The following is a 22,879-nucleotide window of genomic DNA, read 5'->3' as shown; positions in this document are numbered from 1 at the left end:
TCTCTGATGGCTTCAGCTGTGATCGCTCAGTTACCGCTCATCCGTTAGCGTGACTGTCATGAATTACCTTCAGTCTTCAGTAAAGTAATCGCGATCGATCCGCTTCAACTCATAGGTTGCTTCAACCACCACACCAACATTGTTATCAATCATGTATTCGGCTAACGTTTGGCCATCAATCAAAATAATTTTTGACTCAATCTTACGAACATAATCGGCAGCTTCCTTGGAGAAGGTCGAAGTCGTGATGAAGATGCCTTTACGGGCTTGTTGTCCTTGCAGTGCTCCTGCAAATTTTTGAACTTCGGGGCGACCAACAACTGATTCCCAACGCTTCGCCTGGATATAGATAATGTCTAAACCCAAGCGATCCTCTTTGATAATGCCGTCGATCCCTTCATCGTTATTTCGGCCGATCGCTTGACCCGCCTCAAGACGCGAGCCGCCATAGCCCATTGCCACCAACAGTTCAACAACTAGGCACTCAAAAAAGGCGGGCGAACAGCTCTTGATCGTTTGCAGCAAATCAGACCGGAGAGCAGACCGCAGCTGATGATAGACCGCATCTAAATCTTCTTCAGGGGTATTCGGAGTTTGAGTCAGATTCATGATCGCGGGAGTAACCGTATTCGTATCAGATAGCCCTCGAAATTCTCGAAAGCTATCGAACTGCTCAAGAAAGCTAACGTCGATCTTCGGAGGATTTTGTTGGAGTACTTCCTGCCCTATAGTCGTAATCTGCAAAAATCCTCGTTGAGGGCTGTCAATTAATCCTGCTTTCTTGAGGTAGGTGCGTGCCCAACCAACTCGATTGTCAAATGTAAATTGTTTGCCGCTGGGTAACAAGTGCTGTCTTTCAGCAGGTGTTAATTGGAAAGACCCTGCTAGGGCTTCAATAGCGTCGCGAGTTCGATGGACTTGCTGATCTGCTAGTAATCGCAAGAGCGGCAGCATTAGGGCTTGATAATCCGGTAGGGGCATTGCAGCGATCGCTCAGTGACTTGGTACGGGCGATCGCAAAATTCACTTAACTTGCCGTCAACCCCGCTCCGACTCTAACCTGCTAGGGCTAACGGGGCACCGCCTGTAATTGCTGAATCAGCTGCAGAAAAGCGTCGTAGTCAATCACTGGTTTGACGATGTAAGCATCGGCTTGGCTAGCCTGTAGAAACTGATCGCGATCGCCAATCATGGCGTGGGCTGTCAACAACACGATCGGGATCGACGCGGTCTTGGGATTTTGACGCAACAATTGGGAAATTTCGATGCCATTCAGTTGCCGACCTTGATAAGTGCTGTGGGCGAGGGAGATGTCGAGTAAGACAAGGGCGATCGCGCCGCTGGCACAAACGGACAGGATAGTGGCGACATCTTCACAGTGCTGGACGGTGTAGCCACCCCGTTTTTCCAAGATTCGGGAAAGGACCCGAGCATTGGTAGGGTCGTCCTCGACCAAGAGTAAGGTCGCCATCACCAGACCTCGCAAGCACTGACTTTGGAGTCTGCCACAGCAGGTCGAAAGCGTCCGTTATGCTAGGCCACGTTGCTTACTGCGACAACGATCGCCAGTTTGGCTAAGGCATGACCGACTCGATCCAGTTCAACGGCGCTGATCGCATTCTGCCGACAGCACTCCACCAAGAAATGCAGCGCTCCTATCTGGAGTACGCCATGAGTGTGATCGTGGGTCGGGCCTTGCCCGATGCTCGCGATGGCCTCAAGCCAGTACAGCGGCGCATTCTTTATGCCATGCATGAACTGGGTTTGACCCCCGATCGCCCCTTCCGCAAAAGTGCGCGGGTGGTGGGTGACGTGCTGGGTAAGTATCATCCCCACGGCGATCAGGCAGTTTACGACGCGCTTGTGCGCTTGGTACAGGACTTTAGCAGTCGCTATCCCTTGCTGGCGGGGCATGGCAACTTTGGCTCGATCGATAACGATCCGCCCGCCGCGATGCGCTACACCGAGACGCGCTTAGCGCCGGTGAGTCATGTGGCACTGCTGGAAGAAATCGGCGAAGAAACCGTTGATTTTGTTGCCAACTTCGACAACTCCCAACAGGAGCCTTCAGTTCTCCCGGCTCAGCTTCCGTTCCTGCTGCTGAATGGTTGCTCGGGCATTGCTGTTGGCATGGCAACCAACATTCCGCCCCATAATTTGGGCGAAATTGTCGATGCGTTGATTGCCCTGATCGATCGCCCCCAACTGAGCGATCGCGACTTGCTGCGCTATGTCCCCGGCCCCGACTTTCCCACTGGCGGGGAAGTGATTGGCAGCCAAGGGATTCTCGATGCCTATCTCGAAGGTCGCGGCAGTATTCCGGTGCGCGGCATCGCTCGTATCGAAGAAATTCAACCGGGGAAAGGCCGCCACCGTCGGCCGGTGATCATCGTCACGGAACTGCCCTACCAAGTCAGCAAAGCGGGCTGGATTGAAAAAGTTGCCGATTTAGTCAATGACGGCAAGCTGCAGGGCATCGCTGATATTCGCGATGAAAGCGATCGCGAAGGAATGCGGGTGGTAATTGAATTGCGCCGCGATGCCCAAGCGGACAAGGTGCTGGAGCAGCTCTACAAACGCACGGCCCTGCAGAGCAACTTCGGCGCTATTTTGCTGGCGATCGTCGAAGGTCAACCCCAGCAACTCAGCCTCAAGCAACTGCTGGAACAGTTCCTCAGCTTTCGGGAAGGAACGCTGCGCCGCCGCTATGGGCATGAGCTCGAGCAGACCGAACGCCGCTTGATGATTTTGGAAGGCTTGCTGCGTAGCCTTAGTGACTTGGATGGTCTGATCGAAATTCTGCGCCAATCACCGGATGGAGGCACGGCTCGGGCGCGCCTACAGGTTCACTTCGATTTGAATGAACGCCAAGCCGATGCCGTCCTCTCGATGCCGATGCGACGAATCACCAGCCTAGAGCAGGAGCAACTGCAGCAGGAGGCGGCTAACCTGCGGGAGCAACAAGCCCGCCTGCAAACCCTGTTAGGCGATCGCCCTACCCTGCTCAAAGCGCTGAAGAAAGATCTGCGTGACCTGAAACGGCGCTTTGGTAGTCCGCACCGCACCCGCTTACCGGAAATCCCACCGGAAGCGATCGCTGCTCCTAGACAAGTCACTGCACCAGTTGCTCCTATCAGTGCTCCGACACCCGCAACGGCCGGCCCAATTCAAGGCGAGCTGATCTTCAACTCGGCAACCGACTCGGCAGTCCCAGATTCTGCCCCAGTCATTGCACCGCGCTTTGCTTTCCAAGAATCGACTTGGCTTTGCCTCAGCGATCGCGAGCAACTGCAGGCTGCCAGTGCTACTGAACTGGAACCGTGGCTGAAGGCTAAGTCCGGCGCTCAAGAGCGAACGGATTTTCCAAAAGTTCTGCAGTGGGCGGATCCCAGACAAGATCTCCTGGTGATCACTGCCGAGGGCCGCGCCTACCGGCGATCGCTGCGTGAAGTGCATCCGGGTCCGATCGCCAATCTCTTGCCCACCGGTCGCCAGTCCACTGCGATCGCCGCCACCCTACTCTTGCCCCTTGCGAGTGAAGAGCGATCGCTGCTGCCGCTCAGCAGTCAAGGGCGTGTCAAACGGCTAGCTTTGACTGAGCTGGCGGAAATTTCTAATCGAGGACTGCAACTGCTGAAGTTGGCGGAGGAAGAAATCATCCAAGCTGCCTGCCTCTGTGCGCCCCAACAAGAAGTTTTGCTCGGCAGTAGTGGTGGTCGTTTGCTGCGCTTGTCGCTGTCGGAACTGCCGCTGGCGAGTCGCATATCCCGAGGTCAACCACGACTCCTGCGCCTACGGGAGGGCGAGCAACCACTAGGCTGCTTGAGTCTGCCCTCGGGCCAAGACCTCCTGCTTGTCTCGACACTCGGTTTAGTCAAGCGGCTGCCGCTCGGACTCTTGCGCCTCTGTCGCGCCGGTGATTTAGGCAACAACGCCTTCCGATTCACCGATAAACGCGATCGCTTGATTGCCCTCCTACCGGCTCCCAGCCAAGGACTCGCCATTTTTGCCAGCGATCAACGCCTCTGGCAGCGATCGATCAGCACGATCGCAGTCACGGGTACGGATGCCGAAGGTCAAACCTTATTCAACCTGCGGTCGACTGAAACTCTACAGTCTGCAACCACACTGGAGGGCGATCGGGTCACAACCGTTTAGGCAAAAAGTTGATGCAGTCTGCCGTGAGCCGCTCTGCTTTCACTCACTTTCTGAGCTGAGTCAATTTGAGTGTTCAAGGGCTGATACACTGTTGAGCTAATTCACCCGTTTAGCACTTTGCTGCTGTCAAAAATGCTCAAACCCCAGCACTTTCTAGTTTTGAATCTCAGCCTTTTGACAGGTCTCATTCAGACTCCAGCGATCGCTACTAGTGCTGAACAGTCTTTGGTGATCAAGGCCAAGCAACCACTGCTGTTAGCTCAAAACCAAGCTAAGCGGCGCATTGCTGTATTGGACTTTGACTTCAGCAATGTCAGTTCTCCCTCTGTCCTTTCCGCTTTTCCTAACGTCTCTAAAGGTGTCAGCGATATTCTGGTCAATCGACTCGTAAAAGATGGCACCTACACATTGATTGAACGGAGTCGCATTGACGCCGTACTCAATGAACAAAATCTAGGGGCTTCAGGACGGACTGATCCCTCCACTGCCGCTCAAATTGGCAAGATTTTAGGCGTCGATGCCGTCATTATCGGCTCTGTCACACGCCTCGATCTGCAAACTCGGCAATCTGGCGGTTCCTTCCTGTTTGGTATTGGCGGTAACTCCACCGATGTCGATGCCTACGCCCAAATCAATATTCGAATGGTAAGCACCTCCACAGCCGAAATTTTGGCTGTGGCAGAGGGAACGGGCAATATTAGCCATTCTGATTCGCGGGTTACTGTTTTGGGAATTGGGGGTGGTTCTCAAACCTTTAACCCAGAAAAATTAGTCTTTATCGCCACAGAGCAAGCCATTGACCAAGTTGCCAAAGAGGTGATCAATGCCTCTGAAAAGCTACAAGCGATCGCCCCAGTCTCTCCTTCGATTAATGCTGTCGTTGCAGCGGTTGTCGGACGTCAAGTCATTTTAAACAAAGGAACCTCTGCGGGTATCCGAGTGGGTTCTCGAATTGTGATTGAGCGCGTCACTCAAGTTATTAAAGATCCAACAACGGGGCAAGTGATTCGCCGTCTCAGCCAACCCATTGGTCAGATCAGAATTACAGAAGTCGATAGCACTTCTAGTGTTGGTGAAATTGTCTCTGGCTCTCAGTTCAAAGTGGGAGATATTGCAAAGTTCGCCAATTAACACTGAAAGGCTAAAGGTCTGAGCCCTGTTCTCATCGAAACAGGGCTCAAAGGTTGCCTCTGGCTGAGCGGTTGCTAAACCAGCTCAAACAACAGGAGATCAGTCCCTGCTTGGCTGCTAGTTAGCCGCTGGACTTGGCCTTGGCTGAAACCGAGGCCATCCCCACGCACCAGAGTCTGGGAAGTGCCAGCCTCAGACTCGACCGTGACAGCTCCATCAATCAGCTGGATCCAGCCGAGGGTTTCCGCCGCGATCGGGATTTCTAAGGTCGTGCCCGGAGCAGGTTGCGCCCGCCAAAGTCGGATGGGGCGATCGATCGCCATACTCTCTTGATCGGGTGTGGGACTGAGCAACGGCGTCCAGCCCGTCGCGAGCGCAAAGGGCTTCTGCTCATAAGCAGGGGGAATCCCCAAACGAACAGGTTCAATCCAGATTTGCAGGAGCCGGCAAGCGCGATCGCTCGCGTTGACTTCGCTATGAACGACACCGGTGCCAGCACTCATCCGCTGCACTTCTCCGGCCCGCAGCACCTCGCGGTTCCCCAGCGAATCTTGGTGGGTCAGCTCACCGTCAACCATGACTGTGACAATTTCCATGTCGCGGTGCGGGTGCATGCCAAAACCACGTCCTGCCGCGATCGTGTCGTCATTGATCACGCGCAACGGCCCAAAGCCCATCCAAGCAGGGTCGTAGTGACTCCCAAAACTAAAACTGTGCCAACTATCCAGCCACTCGATTTGGCTATGGAAGCGATCCGCTGCCGGTCGAAACAGCGGGGTTGTTAAAGTCGAGCGGGCATCAGCAGTCGAAACCATCACAGTCACCGAGAATGAAGCCAACAAAAGTGGAATGACATCGGCCTTGCAGACAGAAGTCTCCAAGTGGGGGTGTCGACGCCGGCTAGACCCACTGGGGATCTCATGCGATCGCGCCGACTCTCCTCAACCTAACAAGTCGATTTGAACAGCTAGCCCTAGCCCCAGAACTTCCACCAAGGCTTGCGAGTGGTCGCCACTGGACTCACGCTGCGAGTATGGCTGCCGTCGCAAAAGGGCTGGTTGCCACTGGCACTACAGTTACAGAGGTAGACAGTTTTAGGCTGTTCCAGCTTGAGAATCTGGGGAACTTTACCAGAGCCTTGGTGCGAGCCATCACAGAAATTACCGGATTTGCTCAGACCACAGGCACAGAGAGCATGGGTGCCTGCTTCTAAGTGGATAGAATGAGGACTAAGCATCGACATGGTTTCATCCATTCACAGCGGTTAGGGAGCGATTGCCTCTTTTCTGAATTGAGATCTAGGCCTATCTTTCACTCATTAGTCAGCGGATCAATTAGTGAATTGAGACTGCAAGCTGCGATCGCATTTCCTTACTGATCAGTGTGACTTCTGGTCAGTATTCTTGACAAGAACGAAGCCAAAAGTACGTTGGTTAGCTGTTTGTAAATATGGATTCAGAATCCGGCTATTTAGAAAGTCATGATCACAGCAATTGCCCTGCCGAAGTAGCGCTGCGGGTGATGCAAGGTCGCTGGAAGTTGCTGATTATTCGGGAGCTAGCGGAGGGGGTGCGTCGCTTTTCTGATCTGCAGCGATCGCTCGTTGGGGTTAGCCAAAAAGTCTTGACTAGCCAGCTCCGTGAACTTGAAGCGGATGGAGTGCTGGATCGCACGGTCTATCCAGAAGTACCACCCCGCGTTGAATACGCCTTGACCGAGCGTGGACAAGCCCTGCTGCCAGTGTTGGAGGGGCTGCATGCCTGGGGGCAAGGCTTACAATCCCCGTCTTAGCAGTCTGGGACTCCAGTCCTCAAGATTCAGTGCAATTAGGGATGAGTAGCTAGCGGCTGAGGCTGCAGGCGTTGCTTGAATGTTCGATTTTGGGTCAATTTCAAAAAGCGCTGCAGGAACAGTCCCCCTGCGATCGCCACGCCCAAAGATTGACCAATCCAGAGACCGGTGCTGCCCCAACCCAATTGAAACCCTAGCATCGCGCTACTGCCGACCCCAACCATCCAAAAAGCCAGCAGACTAAGCAGCAGCGGAATGCGAGTATCTTGCAGGCCATGTAGCGCTCCCATCGCGACACGCTGCACACCATCGAGCACCAGCGCCAGGGAGGCAACGCGCAGCATGGGTAAAGCCAAGTTCAATAGTCCGGCATTGACAGGATTGTTGAGATCCACGTAGATACCGACGATCGCGCGGGGGAATAGAGCCAGAGGGATCGCCAGTAACAGCATCCACAGGGCGATCGCCCCTACTCCCACCAGACCGGCACGTCGAGCTCCAAGGCCATCCTGGCGACCCAACCACCAGCCAACGCGCACAGTTACGGCGAAGGAACAGCCCAAGGGCACCATGAAAATCAAGATGATTGTTTGGGAAACTGTCTGATGGGCGGCCAAAGCCTCGACGCCGATCGCTCCCATCAAAATTGTGATGATTGTAAACAGGCCAAATTCCACGGCCACCGTGACCGCGATCGCCCAGCCCAATTGCAAAATCTGACGGCAGATCGACGGCTGCAGCCGTCGCCAGTCCTGCCAAAAGGGATAGCGGCGCAGCTTCGGCTGCCAGGCGGTATAGGCGAGCAGGCCCAAAAACATCACCCAGAGCCCCAGGGCACTTGAGAGGCCCAAGCCCGTTAGTTCCAGCCGTGGAAACCCTAGCTGTCCGTAGCCCAGCAAATAGTTACCCAGTCCGTTGACTAGCGTGCCAAACAACACCAACGGCAGGATAATCCGAGCCTGCTCAAGGGCTGCAACGTAGCCCCGCAGCATGGCAAACCCAAGGCCGGGAATGATGCCCCAGAGCACTGCCATCCAGTAGTCTCGGGCCAGGGCGATCGTGGTTGCCGACTGCCCCAGCACTGGCATCAGGCGGGCAAGCTGGCTGATGATCAGCATCACCGGCAGCCCCAGCAGCACCGACAGCCACAGACCTTGTCGCGCGATCGCCGCAATTTTGTAGTCTTTACCCGCTCCCTGGGCCTCCGCTACCAGCGGGCTGACTGCCATCACGACCCCGCTAGCCGTGGCCAAAATGAACTGGAAAAGGGCTGAAGCTAAGCCCCCAGCCGCCAAGGGCTCCGGGCCGAGTCGCCCCATCATCACCGTATCGACAAAGCCCACTGCCGCCTGAGCAACTTGGGCAGCCGCCAAGGGAATCGCTAGCTGCAGGAACTGTTGCAGCTCAGCCCGAATGGTTCGCAAATTCACTCCAACCGAAAAGCCAGGACAGACAGGACAGTTGCGATCGCGCTGTTTAGAGACGAGCTTCTTGCAGACGATGGGCCAAGAACCAATCCAGCGTTTGTCGCAACCCCAGTTCTAGCGAAGTTTGAGCAGTCCAGCCCAACTGGGTCAGCCGCTGAACATCGACGAGCTTGCGGGGCGTGCCATCTGGCTTGCTGCTATCCCAGGCGATCGCGCCGCCGTAGCCCACCGTTTGAGCCACGAGTTCTGCCAGTTCGCGAATCGAAATGTCGTGACCAACACCGACATTCACAATCTCAGGTTCGTTGTAGGTCTGCATCAGAAACAGACAAGCATCGGCCAGGTCATCCACGTAGAGAAATTCGCGGCGAGGACTGCCGGTTCCCCAGCAAACGACTTCTGCTTGATTGGCTTCTTTCGCTTCCAAAAAGCGCCGAATCAAGGCTGGCAAAACATGACTATTCTCAGGGTGGAAGTTATCTTCTGGCCCGTAAAGATTGGTTGGCATCAAGCTAATCGCGTTGAAGCCATATTGTTTGCGGTAGGCCTGACAGAGTTTAATACCCGCGATTTTTGCGATCGCATACCATTCATTGGTCGGCTCCAACTCCCCTGTCAGCAGACAGCTTTCTGGCATCGGCTGGGGCGCAAATTTGGGATAGATGCAGGTCGACCCCAAAAACAGCAGCTTTTGGCAACCCTGGCGGTAGGCCGCATCGATCACATTGGTCTGAATCTGCAAGTTGTCGCGAATAAAGTCTGCCGGATAGATATCGTTCGCATAAATCCCACCAACTTTTGCTGCTGCCAGAAAAACATAGTCGGGTTGATACTCGGCAAAAAAGCGATCGACCGCGATCGCATCCCGCAGATCCACTTGCGATCGCGAAGCCGTCACAAGATTCTGGTAGCCTGCTGCCTGCAGACGCCGAACGATCGCAGCCCCCACCAAACCACGGTGGCCCGCCACAAAAATTCGGGAAGAAAGATCCATATCGGTTCAGACCGGAAATGCTGCGATCGCAGTCAGCATCGCATGTTCCTCGCCATCCCCCAATCAGCCCGCATACTGAAAGCAAGAGAACCGAGGGCGCACGGTGAGCATTTTCGACGATGTCAGCCGCTTCTTAGAGGACCGTCTTGAAGAGTATCTGCGTGACAATCCCCATCTCGAGTTGCAGGCCTTGGCAGAACAGCTCGATGAACAGGCCAGCGATACGCTCCGCCTGATCAAGCAGCTCCAGAGTCAAGAGCAGGCCTTGCAAGAGAAGATTTTGGCGACGGCGCGCGATGTGCAACTGTGGCACGAACGCATCGCGAAGGCTCAAGCCAAGGGACGGTTAGATTTGGTGGAACCCGCCCAAGCCCGCGAAGCCGCTTTGCTGCGGCAGGGCAATCAGCTCTGGGGCCAAATGACCGCTGTTAAGCAACAGATTGAACAGAGCCAACAGCTTTATCGGCAAATGCAAGTGCGACAGCAAGAGGTCAAAGAGCGACTCGCAACCGTTCAAGCCAGCCCTGCGACTTGGGGAACCCCACCCACCGCTGACCCTAACGACCCGCTCGAAGCTGCTTTCCACGCCTGGGATATTGAGGAAGAGCTCAATGCTCTCAAGCGCAATCTCTCGCGTTAAGACCGACTAGCCTTGCTGTGGATGACGGTTTGAAGGCGATCGCTAGACTGAACCCATGCGGAGCTTACTGGCCCTCTTACCGCGATCGCTAACCACTTTTCTCTATGCAGCGGCAGCCCTTCTGAGGTTTTACACCGATGCCGAAACCATCCCTCTCCAGCGGCTTGGGGTCAACGTCTCTAGCCTTAAATGAAGCTGCTACGCCTTCATCGTTGTGACGCTGTCTCGTGGTCCATCTCAGCTCTGAGTAGAACGCTGGAAATCGAGGCTAAAACGCAGCAGTTGAAGCAAGAGAACCAGCGGCTCTCCGAGTTCAAGCTAAATTCCTTGTGGCACTCGAACAACACCAGCGCAGCAGCACCGCCCAAAGTCGACAACGCTTAGAGGCGGCGATCGCTCTAATCGCAGAGTATGGTGATGCCCTCTAGGCCAGTCGTTCAGAACTGAGCCTCAATTCTCTTGAGTGGGTTGCAGCAGCTCAAAGCTGGCAATTTGCCAAGGTTGAACCTCAGTCGAAGAGGAGGACAACGGTTGTTCCAGCCCATCTAAACGAGCCCCGATCTGCCAAGTGCGATCGCCCGTCAGTACCAGCTCTGCGGTTTGACCGATCGCCTCGTAGCAACGCAACAGCCAGCGATCGCCCGTTTCTGATCGTTTCAGAGCAAGCGGCAGGAGCTGATCCGCATTCCAGTTCAGAAGAGTTTGGCTAGGTTGCAAGGCTCCTTGAGCGAAGGGCGCTGGCTGCCCTGTCAGCGGTTGATTCAGGCGACGCGCCAGAGGAGCAACACCCGCGGCCTGCCAAGAGTCTGGATGGGGATAGATCGCGTAGGCAAACTGATGCTGCCCTAAATCGGCTTGGGGATCGGGCCAAGTGCTCCCCCTCAGTAGGGTTAGCCGCAACTGGCGATCGCGACAGTCATAGCCATACTTGCAGTCGTTCAGAATCGCTAGCCCGCCTTGCAGATCGCTCAGATCAGCCCAGCGCAACGCCGGAACTTCCCATTGAGCCGCTTCGGCGGGCGTTTGCGGCTGTCTGGCTCTCGCGATCGCCCCAGCTGCCATCTCATAGGTCGCCACAGGAGCGGAGACGGTTGTTGGAAACGCGACCTTGAGTAATTCGTGGCGCTGCTGCCAATCGATCGTCGTCTCCAGCTTCAGCCAAGGATCGGCAACAGTCAGTACGTAATCCTGCGTAATCGTCGAGCGATCGCAGCTCAAGATACGCCGGAGTCGCCAGCGCAACGGTCCTTGTTCTAGCCAAGTCAGAGACTGCAACTCTGGTGATGGGAGCGGATGTTGCTCGTAAGCCGGATCGATGTTCCAAGCATCCCAATACTGACCTTGATCTTGGAATCGCTGGTATTGATTGCCTTGGCCATCCAACAGCTCTCGGCCTTGGCGATCGCGTAGTTGCAGGAGATCCCCTGTTTCCGGATCAATTTCGGCGGAAAGCCAATCATTGGATAAGTGCAGTGGAGCGGTTGGATCAATCGCTTGAATCGTTGCGATCGCGGCTTCTCTCCAGAGTCCCAGCCAACCCATGCCCGACACTGTGACAGCGACTAACGTCTCTGTTGGCGTGAACTGACTGGGGAGTTCCTGGCCTGATAAATCAAAGATGCGCCAATGACCGTCGATCGCAATTACCGTACTGCGATCGCCCGGCAAGTCATTGAAGATTAGCCAAGGCTGCGCAGTTGACCTGGGTGGTGCTGTCCAAGCGATGTGAGCGGCGATTGCCGTTAGGGCTTCGGATTTGACCTGATGAGCCGTCGCGATCGCCTGTTGCCATTCCGGATCGGCATCGGCATAGACTTCGGGAATGGCAGAGCCGGGCAAAATGTCGTGAAACTGATTAAATAGCGTTGCCTTCCAAGCTGCTTCTAAATTGACTTTGGGATAGTCCGCTCCCGTCAGCAGGCTGGCAAAACTAGCCCAAACCTCAGCGCTGTATAAAGCGGTTTCCGCTTGGCGGTTGTAGGCTTTTTGATCGGCATGGCTGGTGTAGCAACCTCGGTGAAATTCCAGATAGAGTTCATTGTTCCAAACTGGCAGGCGATCGCGATCGCCCAACCGTTCTAGATAAGCCGTCAACGTCTCGAATTGCAGTTGAGGGAAGCAAGGCGACTGTTGCCAGCGGCGAGCTTGTTCCAACATGTCACGGGTGGGGCCACCGCCATGATCGCCCACGCCCGGCAGCCAGAGTGATTCTTGCGAACCAGTCTGCTGTTCCCACTCCCAGCTGTAGTTAGCGATCGCCTCGGGATCGATTCCGGTCCCAATTGGAGCCGACATCAGCGCCAGCACTTCACTGCCATCGGGCGATCGCCAGCGAAACAAGCCGTGTGGGAATTGGGTGCTGTCGTTCCAGCGCAGCTTTTGAGTGACAAAGGTATCGATTCCCGCCTGTTGCAACAGCTGCGGCAGCTGCCAGCAAAAACCAAAACTATCGGGCAGCCAAGCAACGCGATTCTGGACGCCTAAGGTCTCGGTGCTGTAGCGCTGCCCATAGAGTAGTTGCCGCACCAGCGATTCTGCACTGACTAGGTTCAGCTCTGGCTCCACCCACGGGCCAGCATTCACTTCCCAACGTCCCGCCGCAATCTGAGCTTGAATCGCCACAAATAAATCGGGGCGATTCCTTTCAATCCACTCGTAGAGCGCCGGTGTGGAGTGACCAAAGGTCAGCTCTGGGAATGCCGCCTGCAACTGCAGGACTGATTCAAAGGTGCGCTGGGCGGCTTCCCAAGTTTCTGCAACGGGCCAGAGCCAAGCCAGATCTAAATGGGCATGACCCAACAGACTGACACGGCGCTGACGAATCGGAGCTGCGATCGCAGCAAGTTGATCCCGCAGTCGTGCCAATCGATCTGCCGTATCGGCTTGGCTGCAATCTAAGTCTGCAAAAGACTGGGCGATCGCTTCAAGCTTCGGCAGCAACTCCGGCTGGAGCTGTTCGGCAAAACTGTTGACCACCGCCAACTCCTGCCCCAGAAAACTTAGCTCTGGCAAGTCTGTTGAGGACTCAAAAATCAGCTGCGATCGCACCAAAGCACCGTCATCATGGCCAGGACTGACTAAACGCAGCAACAACTGAAGGCGATCGCCCGGCTGGGCCATGTCCCGCAACAGCACTCGACTGCTGCAATCAAACAGGTCGCCAGTCTGGACTAACTGCCCATCAACGTAGACTTCAGCGGCTTCAGCCCACCAAGTCAGCGCCAGCCGCAAGGCCATATCAGCAACAGGCCAGCGATCGCAGCGATCGGGAATCGTCCAACAGCAAGCAAGCCAAAGCGTTTTCTGACCGCGGGGCCAAGCAATGTGCTGCTTTTCGTTGCGCTCCGCGATCGACCAAGTCTCGAATCCTTGGGCAATTAGACAGCCTTCCGCCTGAACAGTGGCCGGAGCCAACCGCCAATGAGGCTGTAAATCAACTTCTGTTTGCCGACGCAGCAGCGTCACAAGGGCAGCGATCGCAGCAGTGTCAGCCTTCACAAGCGGGATAGAATCGGGTCGTCTCCGCAATCCGGCATGACTTCCGCAGGTCCCTACCAGAGTCGGCTGTTCAATCTTATCCTCCGCCAAGGACGGCAGTGGCGCGATCGTGTGCGCCAAAAACTGCGCGGCCTCAAGCTGTTTTCGCGCTGGACCCTAGAACTCTTAGCGGTACCCTTTCTCGCCTTCTGGCGATCGCGAGATCAGGCTCCGACGATGGCTGGGCAATCGACCGCAGAGTCTACAGCTCTACCGAGTGATCATCCGGTTCAAGATGTCCTCTCGATCGCCCAGCGCTGGACTTTTCGGCTCGCCGATGCGCCCCGATCTTGGCTGCAACGACGCCCTCCTAGCGCGATCGTGCGCGGCGTTGCTACTGATTTAAGCGATCGCAGCTTGGTGCTAGTCGATCACCACAATCAACTTGTGTCTCTCAGCTCCGAGCAGCGTTTATTGCTGCAACAACGGCTGGTCTGGTGGTTAGCCCAACGCCGCCAACTGCTCAGTTCCCGCCGTCGCTTCGGACTCCGCGGTCTACGATCGCTCTTACTTCTGCCGTTCCGACCGTTGGCGCAAGTTTTGCAACTGACGGCAGTTACGACGCCCGAACCCTTACCGCTACCGGCAGCAACAACAATCTCTCTCCCACCGATCGCAGGAACCCCACCGCGGATAGGTCTACCGCCTGCGATCGCCGACACCACACTGGATGCCCAAGTCACCAGCGTGGGCTATATTCGCCACCCACTTCAGTTCCTCGTGGACTGGCTCGATCGAGCGATCGCCTGGTGTGAGCAAGCCCTGTTCCGGCTCTGGCAATGGCTGCGATCACTTTGGGATCACTAACTTCCGTTACAGGCTCAGGATGGGGGATCGGCTCAGGTATGATGAGAGGGCTGTTGAGCGCTTGTGGCGCTCTCCCCCTGGACGGCTCTGACGCTCGCGGAGAACCCTAATAATGCTGGCTTTGAAGGTTACGGTCTACGTCGTCGTACTCTTCTTCGTTGCTCTCTTCGTCTTCGGCTTCCTGTCGAGTGACCCGGCCCGGACCCCGAGCCGTAAAGACCTCGAAGATTAGGTTCTGTTTTACGCCAATCACCATAGAAGCCACCGGCAAATTTGCGGGTGGCTTTGTCTTGTGAATGAGTTTTGGAGCGATTGGGGGTCAGTCTAGGCGGTGTCTGGTGTCGCCCGGCTTCGCTTGGCAGGAACGGTAGTATTGTTGGGCTGAAATCGACTGGCTGCAATGCTCGACAGTTTGCCCCCCACTCCGGTTATTGCCGAGGTAGCAGCCCCCGCTGAGGTTGTGGAGCCGGCGATCGCTCAAGCTCCGGCCACCGCCAGTCCTGCCGCGCCAGGCTCTGTTCTCCCCCCCTCTTCAGAAGCTAGTCCTAGTCCTCCCCCTGCTCGACCCAGACTGCGACGACCCACTCCAGCACCAGCAGTCAGTCCGCTAGAACCCGCCACAACCCCAACAACTGCACCCCCACCGACTGCCGAAACAACCCCGGCGCTGCCCAACCTAGAATCCATGGGGATTGTGCGGTTGCAGGCGGATCGCCAAAGCTTTGATGGCGAACGCCAATTGGTGATTGCCAAAGGTCGGGCATCCCTGCGCTTTCGCGGTGGCGTCCTGTTTGCTGACGAAATTCAAGTCAACCTGCAGGCCAACACCCTCAAGGCTGAGGGGCGGGTTTGGTTACTGCGGGGGCAGCAGGTGGCACGGGGCAGCCAGCTTACCTACAACCTGCTCCAAGAGACAGGAACCTTACTCAATGCGCAAGGGCGATTTAACACAGGCCCTACCGGTGAGCGCGATCTCGATCCCTCTATTCCACCCAGCACGGATATTGCCGATCGCATCCAATCGGTTGAAGAACTTGAGCAGCCGGTCACGAATGTGCGTCGCATTGGCCAACTGCTGGTCACCTCTGCCTTTGGCGGGGAATACACCGACCCCAGCGACCTCCAGAGCTTGACCAATCCTGGGGCCGTCCTACCCACCCAGATTAGTGGCTTCGATATTCGCGGTGGCGTCCAGAATGTCCGTTTTCAGGCCGATCGTCTTGACCTGCGTCCCGATGGCTGGACAGCCCAAGATATTGCCCTGACCAATGATCCATTTGCACCACCCCAGGCCGAGATTCGCTCTGCTCAAGCCACCTATCAAGCGCCACCCAATGGCCTCGGCAGTCTGGGTATTTTCGGTTCCGGTTTAGTCCTAGAAAATAGCCTCCGCATTCCACTGCCGGATAACAACAGCGTGGTGCAGGAGCGAGAAGGGGGAATTCTCACCATTGGCTTTGATGGCGTCGATCGCAACGGGGCCTTTCTAGAACGAGAGTTCTCGGTGATTAACGAGAATAATCTGCAGCTCTCTCTCACGCCCCAGTTTTTGGTGCAGCGGGCGATTAACCTAGCAGGGGGAGGCCGCGAACTAGGCAACGATGTGGAAGTCAACTCGGTCAATCCCCTCGATGCCTTTGGCTTGGTGGGGCGCTTGAATGCCAACTTGGCTCCCAATACCCAGTTCAGCTTGATCACTAATCTCGCCAGCCTTAATCCCGAGAACCTCAGCACCCAAAGCCGGATTAGCTCTGACTTGCGGCAGGACTTTGGCTTCTTTGATATCTTGCTCAACTATCGCTATCGTGAACGCCGCTTTAATGGATCCTTAGGGGTGCAAACCGTTCAGCAGAGCTATGGCCTCACTCTAGAGACCCGTCGACTCGATTTGCTCGCCCTCGCTGGCGTCAGTCCTAGTACCACCTTCCCTCGCATTGACGGACTCAATTTCCGGTTCCAAGCCAGTTATCAAAATCTACTTGCTCTGACTGATCAGCCCAACCTCATCGGCACGCAACCCTCACCGGCCCTGGCAAACCTTAATCGTTTTCAGCTCGAGACGGGTTTAGCGTTGCCCATTACGCTGTGGCGCGAAGAGGCCCTGCCAGCAACCCCCGATGCGGGCCTACGCTACACGTCTGCGCCGGTTTCGCCAGGATTACGCATCGTTCCCGAAATTACGGGGGTTATTTCGAATTACAGCGATGGTACTAGTCAAAACTCGATCGCTTATCGATTCGGGGCAGATTTAACCCTGGGTAAATTTGCCGGGGACTTCTTTGACTACACCAATCTTCGCGTTGATTATCTGCGATCGACCGGCGAAGGCTTCTCACCCTTCCTCTTCGATCGCCTCGTCGATCGCAATGTTTTAGTGTTAGGGGCTACCCAACAGCTCTTTGGTCCCTTCTTGGTTGGGGTCACTAGTGCGATCAACCTCGATACCAACCAAGCCTTCAACACTACCTATCGATTGGAATATAGTCGCCGTGCCTTTGGCGTCTCTTTGAGCTACAACCCCGATCAACAAGTAGGAATTTTGGCAATTCAACTCAATGATTTTGATTGGCAGGGTCTGGGAGGAGGAAACTAGCCAGCTCGATACTTGGGAGTTGAACACAGAGTAGTAGTCTAAGTAACAACTGCTCGTGAGCAATTTGCTACACTTTTTACCAAATTTTGAGCTCAGTTTTCGCGAAAACTGGGATGTTGAGTTGAACCCTCAGCAGCAAAATTGTACCGCCTGAGACTTTTACCGTTTTATTCGGCCATCTGGGAACAATCGCCCTGGAGCTTATTGTGACCTCTACCCGTACTGCCGTTATTGCCTTGTTAGAACGCTATTTCGAGCTGTCGGCAGCGCGAGCAGCAGAGGTCTTGCAGCAACTGCGATCGCACCACCCTGAAGCCTGGATTTATCCCGCCACAGTCGAGGCGATTTACCAAGGCCGTTACCGCTGGGTGTCGATCGCACAAATCCTTGCTCTGTGGCAGCGGCGCGGGCAGATCAACTGCCACTTCAGTGCAGACTATGAGCGCTTGTTGCTCGGTGAAGTTCCAGAGCAACCCGATCGCATCAATGTTGAGACGCGGCTCCCTGCGATCGCCATGACCTTGCCTTGGGTGCCAGAACAGCCTGGAGAAGCATTCGTGCCAGCGCAAGATCAGTCGGGTTTAACTGAGCGCCTTTATAAAACGTTGGTCAAAGCGGGCAGCGATTGCGCTGGGTAGGCTTAGAACAGTTGCCATCCAAACTTGAGAGTGCCCGTTCGGCCAGCCAAGAGAATTCCAAGAGCCTTTCAGAACGGACAACAATTCTGCTCTACAATCAAGCCCGAGTGAAGAGGCGGCGGGCTATTGGCTGAATGGCAAAAAACATCATTCTTTCAGCAATCGTGGGTTATACCTACGACAAAATTGACCTATTCTTAACTTCTGCACTCCGTAACACCTCAGCAGATATTCTTTTAATTGCATCAAGTCCTTCAGCCCAACTCCGTCATCAGTTATTGAGTTCACCTCGGGTCAAACTCGTTGATGTGAACCTTCAAGGTGAACCAGCTGAAATGGTATTTCGCCGTTTCTTTATTGCCAAGGAGATTTTGGCGAGAATCGAAGCAGATGAAATTCTCTTGAGCGATGCTCGCGATGTCTATTTCCAATCTGACCCTTTTGGTGTCCAAGGGGTTTTATTTGCCGAGGAACCTCAGCTAATCGCAAACTGTAAAGTCAATAGCAGCTGGATAAAAAAATACTTAGGAGAGGATGAGTTTCAAGCCATTTCTCCTAATCCAATTCTCTGCGGGGGCAACCATGTGCTGGATGCCACCAAGGCCTTTAGCCTGACGTTGACCACACCAGAAGAAATTGTTGGGCTGCCCGAGAGTTTGCTGGCCTTGGCGGCTCAAGCTGCTCAAGCCGCTGGTGAAACAGAGGCAACACCCGAAGCCGGCCCTTGGCGAATCACCCTCGACTTCCCAAGCTTTGGCCCCTTTTTGAAATATAGTCAGCGGCGCGATCTGCGCGAGCAGGTCTATCGGGCTTACATTCGCCGCGCCACCGAAGGTGACCTAGACAACCGGACTCTGATTCAGCAGATTTTGGAGCTGCGTCGCCAGAAGGCACAACTGTTGGGCTTTAACACCTATGCTGAGCTGAGCCTTGCTAGCAAGATGGCTCCGTCTGTGGAAGCGGTTGAAGGGCTGCTGGAAGAACTGAGAGTTGCCAGCTGGGATGCCGCGATCGCAGATTTGGAAGCCCTCAAAGCGTTTGCCCGTGAGCAAGGGGCACCTGAAGCCGACGATCTCAAACAGTGGGATATCAGCTTTTGGTCGGAGCGACTACGGGAAGCTAAGTTTGCCTTCAATGCCGAGGAACTGCGCCCCTACTTCCCCCTGCCGCGAGTACTGGAAGGGCTATTTGGTCTTTGCCAACGCCTGTTTGGGATTCAGATCGAAGCAGCGGATGGCCAAGCTCCAATTTGGCAGAGCGATGTTCGCTACTTCCAAGTTAAGAACGAACAGGGAGAAGCGATCGCGGCTTTTTACCTCGATCCCTACACCCGTCCCCCCGAAAAACGGGGGGGCGCTTGGATGGATGACTGCTTGGGGCGGGCGCGTTTCCAACTGGGCGATCGCAGCATCAGTCGCAATCCCGTTGCCTATTTAATCTGTAACCAGACACCGCCCGTGGGTGAGCAACCCAGCCTGATGACTTTTGGAGAAGTGGAAACGCTCTTCCATGAATTTGGTCACGGCTTGCAGCACATGCTGACGACCGTCGACCATCCCGGTTGCTCCGGTATTAATAATGTCGAGTGGGATGCGGTGGAGCTGCCCAGCCAGTTCATGGAGAACTGGTGTTACGACAGAGCCACGCTGTTCGGCATGGCGCGTCACTGGCAAACCGGCGAACCGCTACCGGAGGCTTACTACGAAAAACTACTGGCGGCCCGTACCTTCATGGCGGGTTCTGGAATGCTGCGCCAGATCAACTTCAGCCTGCTGGATCTAGAGCTTCACCATCGCTTCGATCCGCAAGGAACAGAGACAGTCGAAGCGGTTCGCGATCGCATTGCGGCCAAGACTTCGGTACTGGCGCCGCTCCCCGATGATGCGTTCCTCTGCTCCTTTGGACATATCTTTGCCGGCGGCTATGCGGCGGGTTACTACAGCTATAAGTGGGCAGAAGTGCTGAGTGCGGATGCTTTTTCTGCTTTTGAAGAAGTAGACCTTAGCAATGAAGCAGCCGTGCAAAGCTTAGGTCGCCGCTTCCGCGATACGGTGCTGGCCCAAGGTGGTAGCCAACATCCGCTCACCGTATTTGTCGACTTCCGAGGTCGCGAACCGGCCACTGAACCGTTGCTGCGCCACAGTGGTCTCCAAGCCGCTTAGATTCCAGCCTGTCTTCTAGCGAAGCCGTCGTGAAAGTTCCTCTCTCGAGTTTTTGGGAGAGGACTTTCAGTTTGGAGGCGATCGTAGAGTAGTCGATAGAAGTAATTGGAATCAGACTCACTCAGCGCGAGCGATCGCCCGGGGGGAGCAACCGTCCTTCTAGCTTGGCAGCCAGAGGTTCTACGACTCGGACTAAGGCATCTTGAATGAAGCTGCGAATGAATTCATCGCGGCGATTGAGCTGAAATTGTTGCTGCACCACTTCCGTGATGCCACCATCGCCCCAGCTTTGGTTTTGGCGGAAGTATTCAATAAAGCTCCGGCCGGCAATTCGGGTTAGATAAGCAGCGCTGACGCCCTGAATTGCACGACCCAGAATGGCAGTTGCCACGTTGGTTTGCAAAGCCGCCGCCACAATCTGCGTTGCCCCTTTGATCAAGCCCAAACTTGTTAGCGTTCGCGCTAGCGACAAGGCCAGATCCCGCCCGCGATCGCGATCGAGATCACAGTCATACAAGCGGCCAATTTCAATCACCATCTGAGCATTGACAGCAGCCGTTCCCAACAGGTCCAGCCCCGGCAATGGCGTCACGGCAATCACACCCGCGCTGATCCACTGAAAGCGATCGACAATTTGCTCCGCTTGTCGCTGCCGCTGCTGATCAAGCAGTTGTCGTGTTTCATCACCGAGGCGCTGGGACTGCAAAAGGATATTGTCGGCAATTAAGTCCTCGCCCTCACTGCGCAGCACCGCAGCCATCCGTTTCAGCAAAGTCGTTACCTCCGGCTCTGGCTGCAAAAAACTGCCATCCGGCAGGCGTACGGGTTGGGGGCTGGCGATTGCCGTCAGGATGTCGCTAGGCGGAATCAGCCCCTTGAGGCGTTCTCGCAGTCGCGCCAAAATCGCTTCGCGATCGCGGTCTTCGTAGAGATCCGCTTTGTTGAAAATCAGCAGCGATCGCTTGCCAATGCGAGCCAGATCCAAGCAAGGTTCTAGCTCCGATCGCCGCAGATCATTGTCGACCACAAAGAGCAGTAAGTCGGCTTCCACCGCCAGCTGCCGCGCCAGTTTCTCCCGCAGCCGACCTGCGACACCCGCCTCCAAAATACCCGGCGTATCCGTGATCAGAATGTCGCGCCCGACGCCGCGCAGCCCTAGGCGGTAGGTTCGCCCCTCTTCCGTCGAGCCCATTGTCGCTTCAACCTTGCCGACAATCCGACCGAGCAGGGCATTGATCAAGGAAGTTTTGCCAGCGGAGCCCGTGCCAAAAATCACCACCCGCAGCTCGCCGCGCTCCAGTTCTGCAGCAATTTGGCGCGATCGCTCCAGTAGGGCTTCACGAGCGATTTCGTCCGCAATTTGGTTGACTTGCTGCTGCACCGCCTTGAGATTTTCCTCAGCAGCCTCGGCTTTAACCTCGGGCAGCTGAATCGGCTGCGATCGCTGGGGCGATCGGCCAAAGCGACTGAAGGAATAGATCAGGCTGCCGACCACCGCTACGATCAGCAGAACTAGGACAAAAACGAGGAAGCTAGCCAGCAGCGGTGAGCTGTAGGAGAGCTGCCAATAGAGCCGCTGCAGGGCATCGATCACCCAGATCACCAGCCCTAGGGCAACCAACAAGAAGATGCCTAGCAAAAGCAGTCTGGTGTTGCGCAGCATCGACCAAATTCCCGAGCGCCTCGACTCTGTAGCGTAGCCGCTACCGCGATCGCTCACTGCTTCGGCACAGCCTGATACTGCTCTGACACAGCATCAAATAGGGCGATCGCTCAGCCACTCCGCTAAACTGGAAGTCTTGTCGCCTTTGCTGAATTATCATGCTCCAGCGCTTCGATCTGGATTCTCAAGATCTGCTCTTCAAAGCTGAGAGCCTGATTGTTAACTCCACGAATCGCTATCACGTCACCCTACAAATCGCCCGTCGCGCCAAGCAGGCTCGCTACGAAGAGATGGAAAACCTCAGCGAAGAAACTGGCATTAAGCCCGTGCTGCGCGCCATTTTAGAAATGTCAGACGAGCTCAATCAACCGGAGATTATCGGCGGGTGAAGCGGCAACGCCACTTGCGGTTTTGGGGGAGTCTGCTAGCCATCCTGCTCTGCTGTGCGTCGGCAGCCGAGGCCCAGCGGCCCCCCCGGCCAGAAGAAATTGGACAGCTCGTCTACGAGCAGTTACCCAACCTTGAGCGAGCCAATGGCTATCGCGGTACACGCAGCGGTGAGTTGCGCCCAACTGATACCTTGGTGTCGCGTCTGATTCGTTTCCATCAGCAATTGCGGAACCGCCGTTTGGCTTCGCGCTTGGACTGGAAATTGACCATGGCGGACCTATTGGGTGTCAATGGGGTCCTGAAACAAGAGGACTATCCTGGCTTCGAAACGCTGACCCCCAACCCACTGCAAACTGATCTGCAAGCGATCGCGAAGCTATCCCGCGTCGAACGCGACCGCCTGATTGATGCCATTTTGGCTGTGGTGCCGCGTCCGCAAACCGCCGTTACTGCCCCCGAGGATCGGCCAGAAACGCCAGCAGCTCAGCCGACTCCCCCAGGGGCAACACCGGCTAATCCCCCACTCCCTTCCCTGCCGGGTCGGGGGGCTGCCGATCTCCTGCGTTAGTAGGCATGGGCCGAATTCTCCGAGAAGGCGCTGGTTGGCGCTTGGGTTGGGATGAGACTGCCCATCGCTATCCGGGTCTGGTGGGAACCACAGATTGGGCAGTTGAACTGACCGCCGCTGAGATGGCGGATTTTTGTCGACTCGTGCAGCAACTCGCTGAAACGATCGCTGCGATTGCCCCTGAATTGATGCCCGAGGAACGCCTGCAGATTGAGGCTGAGTCCGCCTTGCTCTGGCTGGAGGCAGAAGGTTTTGCAGATGCCTACGAGCTGCGTCTGATCCTCGCCAGCGATCGCCGAGTCGAAGCGTGCTGGCCCGCCGCTGCGGTTCCGGCTCTCGTGGCCGCAACTCATACCCTCAAAGGCTTCTAGCGAGTTTCA

At 55.7% G+C, this 22,879-nt stretch carries 21 protein-coding genes; 13 read left to right on the top strand and 8 right to left on the bottom strand.

Annotated features, from left to right (window positions below; translation table 11 throughout):
• Positions 1 to 69: 69 nt before the first annotated feature.
• Entirely contained in the window at positions 70 to 981 is a 912-nt protein-coding gene (locus tag SYC_RS12645; protein ID WP_011244708.1) for a restriction endonuclease, read from the bottom strand.
• An 88-nt stretch (positions 982 to 1,069) separates the two neighbouring features.
• On the bottom strand, positions 1,070 to 1,471 hold the full coding sequence (locus tag SYC_RS12640) for a response regulator (RefSeq protein ID WP_011244707.1): 402 nt from the start codon (positions 1,469 to 1,471) through the stop codon (positions 1,070 to 1,072).
• A gap of 110 nt (positions 1,472 to 1,581) precedes the next feature.
• On the opposite strand from SYC_RS12640, the gene SYC_RS12635 reads away from it, so the two are divergent.
• Both SYC_RS12635 and SYC_RS12630 read left to right on the top strand, forming a co-directional pair.
• The gene (locus tag SYC_RS12635) at positions 1,582 to 4,158 is read left to right on the top strand and encodes a DNA gyrase/topoisomerase IV subunit A (protein ID WP_011244706.1); all 2,577 of its coding nucleotides are present in this window, start codon (positions 1,582 to 1,584) and stop codon (positions 4,156 to 4,158) included.
• 132 nt (positions 4,159 to 4,290) lie between these two features.
• On the top strand, positions 4,291 to 5,289 hold the full coding sequence (locus tag SYC_RS12630) for a CsgG/HfaB family protein (RefSeq protein ID WP_011244705.1): 999 nt from the start codon (positions 4,291 to 4,293) through the stop codon (positions 5,287 to 5,289).
• Between the two features lie 74 nt (positions 5,290 to 5,363).
• Here SYC_RS12630 and SYC_RS12625 read toward each other — a convergent pair whose 3' ends face one another.
• Together SYC_RS12625 and SYC_RS13665 are read right to left on the bottom strand one after the other, a co-directional pair.
• The gene (locus SYC_RS12625; RefSeq protein WP_011378147.1) at positions 5,364 to 6,104 is read right to left on the bottom strand and encodes a pirin family protein; all 741 of its coding nucleotides are present in this window, start codon (positions 6,102 to 6,104) and stop codon (positions 5,364 to 5,366) included.
• A 158-nt stretch (positions 6,105 to 6,262) separates the two neighbouring features.
• Positions 6,263 to 6,526 carry a CDGSH iron-sulfur domain-containing protein gene (locus tag SYC_RS13665; protein ID WP_234701781.1) on the bottom strand — a complete coding sequence of 88 codons (264 nt, stop codon included), beginning with the start codon at positions 6,524 to 6,526 and terminating at the stop codon, positions 6,263 to 6,265.
• Positions 6,527 to 6,738: 212 nt separating this feature from the next.
• Between SYC_RS13665 and SYC_RS12615 the strand changes: the two genes are divergently transcribed.
• Complete coding sequence (locus SYC_RS12615; protein WP_011244702.1) at positions 6,739 to 7,080, top strand: winged helix-turn-helix transcriptional regulator; 342 nt, start codon at positions 6,739 to 6,741, stop codon at positions 7,078 to 7,080.
• A gap of 35 nt (positions 7,081 to 7,115) precedes the next feature.
• Here SYC_RS12615 and SYC_RS12610 read toward each other — a convergent pair whose 3' ends face one another.
• Both SYC_RS12610 and fcl read right to left on the bottom strand, forming a co-directional pair.
• A complete protein-coding gene (locus tag SYC_RS12610) occupies positions 7,116 to 8,510 on the bottom strand; it encodes an MATE family efflux transporter (RefSeq protein ID WP_011244701.1) in 1,395 nt (464 codons plus the stop codon).
• Positions 8,511 to 8,556: 46 nt separating this feature from the next.
• Entirely contained in the window at positions 8,557 to 9,501 is a 945-nt protein-coding gene (fcl, locus tag SYC_RS12605) for a GDP-L-fucose synthase (RefSeq protein WP_011244700.1), read from the bottom strand.
• A gap of 103 nt (positions 9,502 to 9,604) precedes the next feature.
• Between fcl and SYC_RS12600 the strand changes: the two genes are divergently transcribed.
• Positions 9,605 to 10,141 carry a TIGR04376 family protein gene (locus SYC_RS12600; RefSeq protein WP_011244699.1) on the top strand — a complete coding sequence of 179 codons (537 nt, stop codon included), beginning with the start codon at positions 9,605 to 9,607 and terminating at the stop codon, positions 10,139 to 10,141.
• A gap of 55 nt (positions 10,142 to 10,196) precedes the next feature.
• Positions 10,197 to 10,334, top strand: a complete 138-nt coding sequence (locus SYC_RS13920) for a hypothetical protein (RefSeq protein ID WP_011378149.1) — start codon at positions 10,197 to 10,199, stop codon at positions 10,332 to 10,334.
• Positions 10,335 to 10,591: 257 nt separating this feature from the next.
• Here the strand turns inward: SYC_RS13920 and SYC_RS12590 are convergent, their stop codons facing one another.
• On the bottom strand, positions 10,592 to 13,639 hold the full coding sequence (locus tag SYC_RS12590; protein ID WP_011244698.1) for an alpha-mannosidase: 3,048 nt from the start codon (positions 13,637 to 13,639) through the stop codon (positions 10,592 to 10,594).
• A gap of 36 nt (positions 13,640 to 13,675) precedes the next feature.
• On the opposite strand from SYC_RS12590, the gene SYC_RS12585 reads away from it, so the two are divergent.
• The 5 genes from SYC_RS12585 (at position 13,676) to SYC_RS12570 (ending at position 19,878) form a co-directional block, all read left to right on the top strand.
• Complete coding sequence (locus tag SYC_RS12585; protein WP_011244697.1) at positions 13,676 to 14,485, top strand: hypothetical protein; 810 nt, start codon at positions 13,676 to 13,678, stop codon at positions 14,483 to 14,485.
• Between the two features lie 112 nt (positions 14,486 to 14,597).
• The gene (locus tag SYC_RS13660; RefSeq protein ID WP_011244696.1) at positions 14,598 to 14,717 is read left to right on the top strand and encodes a photosystem II reaction center protein I; all 120 of its coding nucleotides are present in this window, start codon (positions 14,598 to 14,600) and stop codon (positions 14,715 to 14,717) included.
• A gap of 168 nt (positions 14,718 to 14,885) precedes the next feature.
• A complete protein-coding gene (locus SYC_RS12580) occupies positions 14,886 to 17,078 on the top strand; it encodes a DUF3769 domain-containing protein (protein WP_011244695.1) in 2,193 nt (730 codons plus the stop codon).
• A 206-nt stretch (positions 17,079 to 17,284) separates the two neighbouring features.
• On the top strand, positions 17,285 to 17,716 hold the full coding sequence (locus SYC_RS12575; protein ID WP_011244694.1) for a hypothetical protein: 432 nt from the start codon (positions 17,285 to 17,287) through the stop codon (positions 17,714 to 17,716).
• A gap of 134 nt (positions 17,717 to 17,850) precedes the next feature.
• Positions 17,851 to 19,878, top strand: coding sequence for a M3 family metallopeptidase (locus SYC_RS12570; protein ID WP_011244693.1), 2,028 nt, complete (start codon positions 17,851 to 17,853; stop codon positions 19,876 to 19,878).
• A 121-nt stretch (positions 19,879 to 19,999) separates the two neighbouring features.
• On the opposite strand, the gene SYC_RS12565 is transcribed toward SYC_RS12570, so the two are convergent.
• Positions 20,000 to 21,541, bottom strand: a complete 1,542-nt coding sequence (locus SYC_RS12565; RefSeq protein WP_011244692.1) for a YcjF family protein — start codon at positions 21,539 to 21,541, stop codon at positions 20,000 to 20,002.
• Positions 21,542 to 21,699: 158 nt separating this feature from the next.
• Between SYC_RS12565 and SYC_RS12560 the strand changes: the two genes are divergently transcribed.
• From SYC_RS12560 to SYC_RS12550, 3 genes are read left to right on the top strand one after another with little or no spacing between them, the layout of a single operon-like run.
• Complete coding sequence (locus tag SYC_RS12560) at positions 21,700 to 21,930, top strand: DNA-directed RNA polymerase subunit omega (protein ID WP_011244691.1); 231 nt, start codon at positions 21,700 to 21,702, stop codon at positions 21,928 to 21,930.
• Complete coding sequence (locus tag SYC_RS12555) at positions 21,927 to 22,499, top strand: hypothetical protein (RefSeq protein WP_011244690.1); 573 nt, start codon at positions 21,927 to 21,929, stop codon at positions 22,497 to 22,499. Before SYC_RS12560 ends, SYC_RS12555 begins: the two co-directional genes overlap by 4 nt.
• Before the next feature lie 5 nt (positions 22,500 to 22,504).
• A complete protein-coding gene (locus SYC_RS12550) occupies positions 22,505 to 22,870 on the top strand; it encodes a DUF1818 family protein (RefSeq protein WP_011244689.1) in 366 nt (121 codons plus the stop codon).
• The last annotated feature ends 9 nt before the right edge of the window (positions 22,871 to 22,879 follow it).

This window comes from Synechococcus elongatus PCC 6301, from assembly GCF_000010065.1.
GTDB lineage: Bacteria > Cyanobacteriota > Cyanobacteriia > Synechococcales > Synechococcaceae > Synechococcus > Synechococcus elongatus.
Note: the sequence above shows the minus strand (reverse complement) of the source record. Positions and strands in the feature narration are given on the sequence as shown.

Bases quoted from the DNA above. Each gene is read 5' to 3' on its own strand.
- fcl (WP_011244700.1), bottom strand. From the start codon at position 9,501: ATGGATCTTTCTTCCCGAATTTTTGTGGCGGGCCACCGTGGTTTGGTG.
- SYC_RS12640 (WP_011244707.1), bottom strand. From the start codon at position 1,471: ATGGCGACCTTACTCTTGGTCGAGGACGACCCTACCAATGCTCGGGTC.
- SYC_RS12630 (WP_011244705.1), top strand. From the start codon at position 4,291: ATGCTCAAACCCCAGCACTTTCTAGTTTTGAATCTCAGCCTTTTGACA.
- SYC_RS12580 (WP_011244695.1), top strand. From the start codon at position 14,886: ATGCTCGACAGTTTGCCCCCCACTCCGGTTATTGCCGAGGTAGCAGCC.
- SYC_RS12565 (WP_011244692.1), bottom strand. From the start codon at position 21,541: ATGCTGCGCAACACCAGACTGCTTTTGCTAGGCATCTTCTTGTTGGTT.
- SYC_RS12560 (WP_011244691.1), top strand. From the start codon at position 21,700: ATGCTCCAGCGCTTCGATCTGGATTCTCAAGATCTGCTCTTCAAAGCT.
- SYC_RS12570 (WP_011244693.1), top strand. From the start codon at position 17,851: ATGGCAAAAAACATCATTCTTTCAGCAATCGTGGGTTATACCTACGAC.
- SYC_RS13660 (WP_011244696.1), top strand. From the start codon at position 14,598: ATGCTGGCTTTGAAGGTTACGGTCTACGTCGTCGTACTCTTCTTCGTT.
- SYC_RS12550 (WP_011244689.1), top strand. From the start codon at position 22,505: ATGGGCCGAATTCTCCGAGAAGGCGCTGGTTGGCGCTTGGGTTGGGAT.
- SYC_RS13920 (WP_011378149.1), top strand. From the start codon at position 10,197: ATGCGGAGCTTACTGGCCCTCTTACCGCGATCGCTAACCACTTTTCTC.
- SYC_RS12635 (WP_011244706.1), top strand. From the start codon at position 1,582: ATGACCGACTCGATCCAGTTCAACGGCGCTGATCGCATTCTGCCGACA.
- SYC_RS12615 (WP_011244702.1), top strand. From the start codon at position 6,739: ATGGATTCAGAATCCGGCTATTTAGAAAGTCATGATCACAGCAATTGC.
- SYC_RS13665 (WP_234701781.1), bottom strand. From the start codon at position 6,526: ATGCTTAGTCCTCATTCTATCCACTTAGAAGCAGGCACCCATGCTCTC.
- SYC_RS12645 (WP_011244708.1), bottom strand. From the start codon at position 981: ATGCCCCTACCGGATTATCAAGCCCTAATGCTGCCGCTCTTGCGATTA.
- SYC_RS12585 (WP_011244697.1), top strand. From the start codon at position 13,676: ATGACTTCCGCAGGTCCCTACCAGAGTCGGCTGTTCAATCTTATCCTC.
- SYC_RS12625 (WP_011378147.1), bottom strand. From the start codon at position 6,104: ATGGTTTCGACTGCTGATGCCCGCTCGACTTTAACAACCCCGCTGTTT.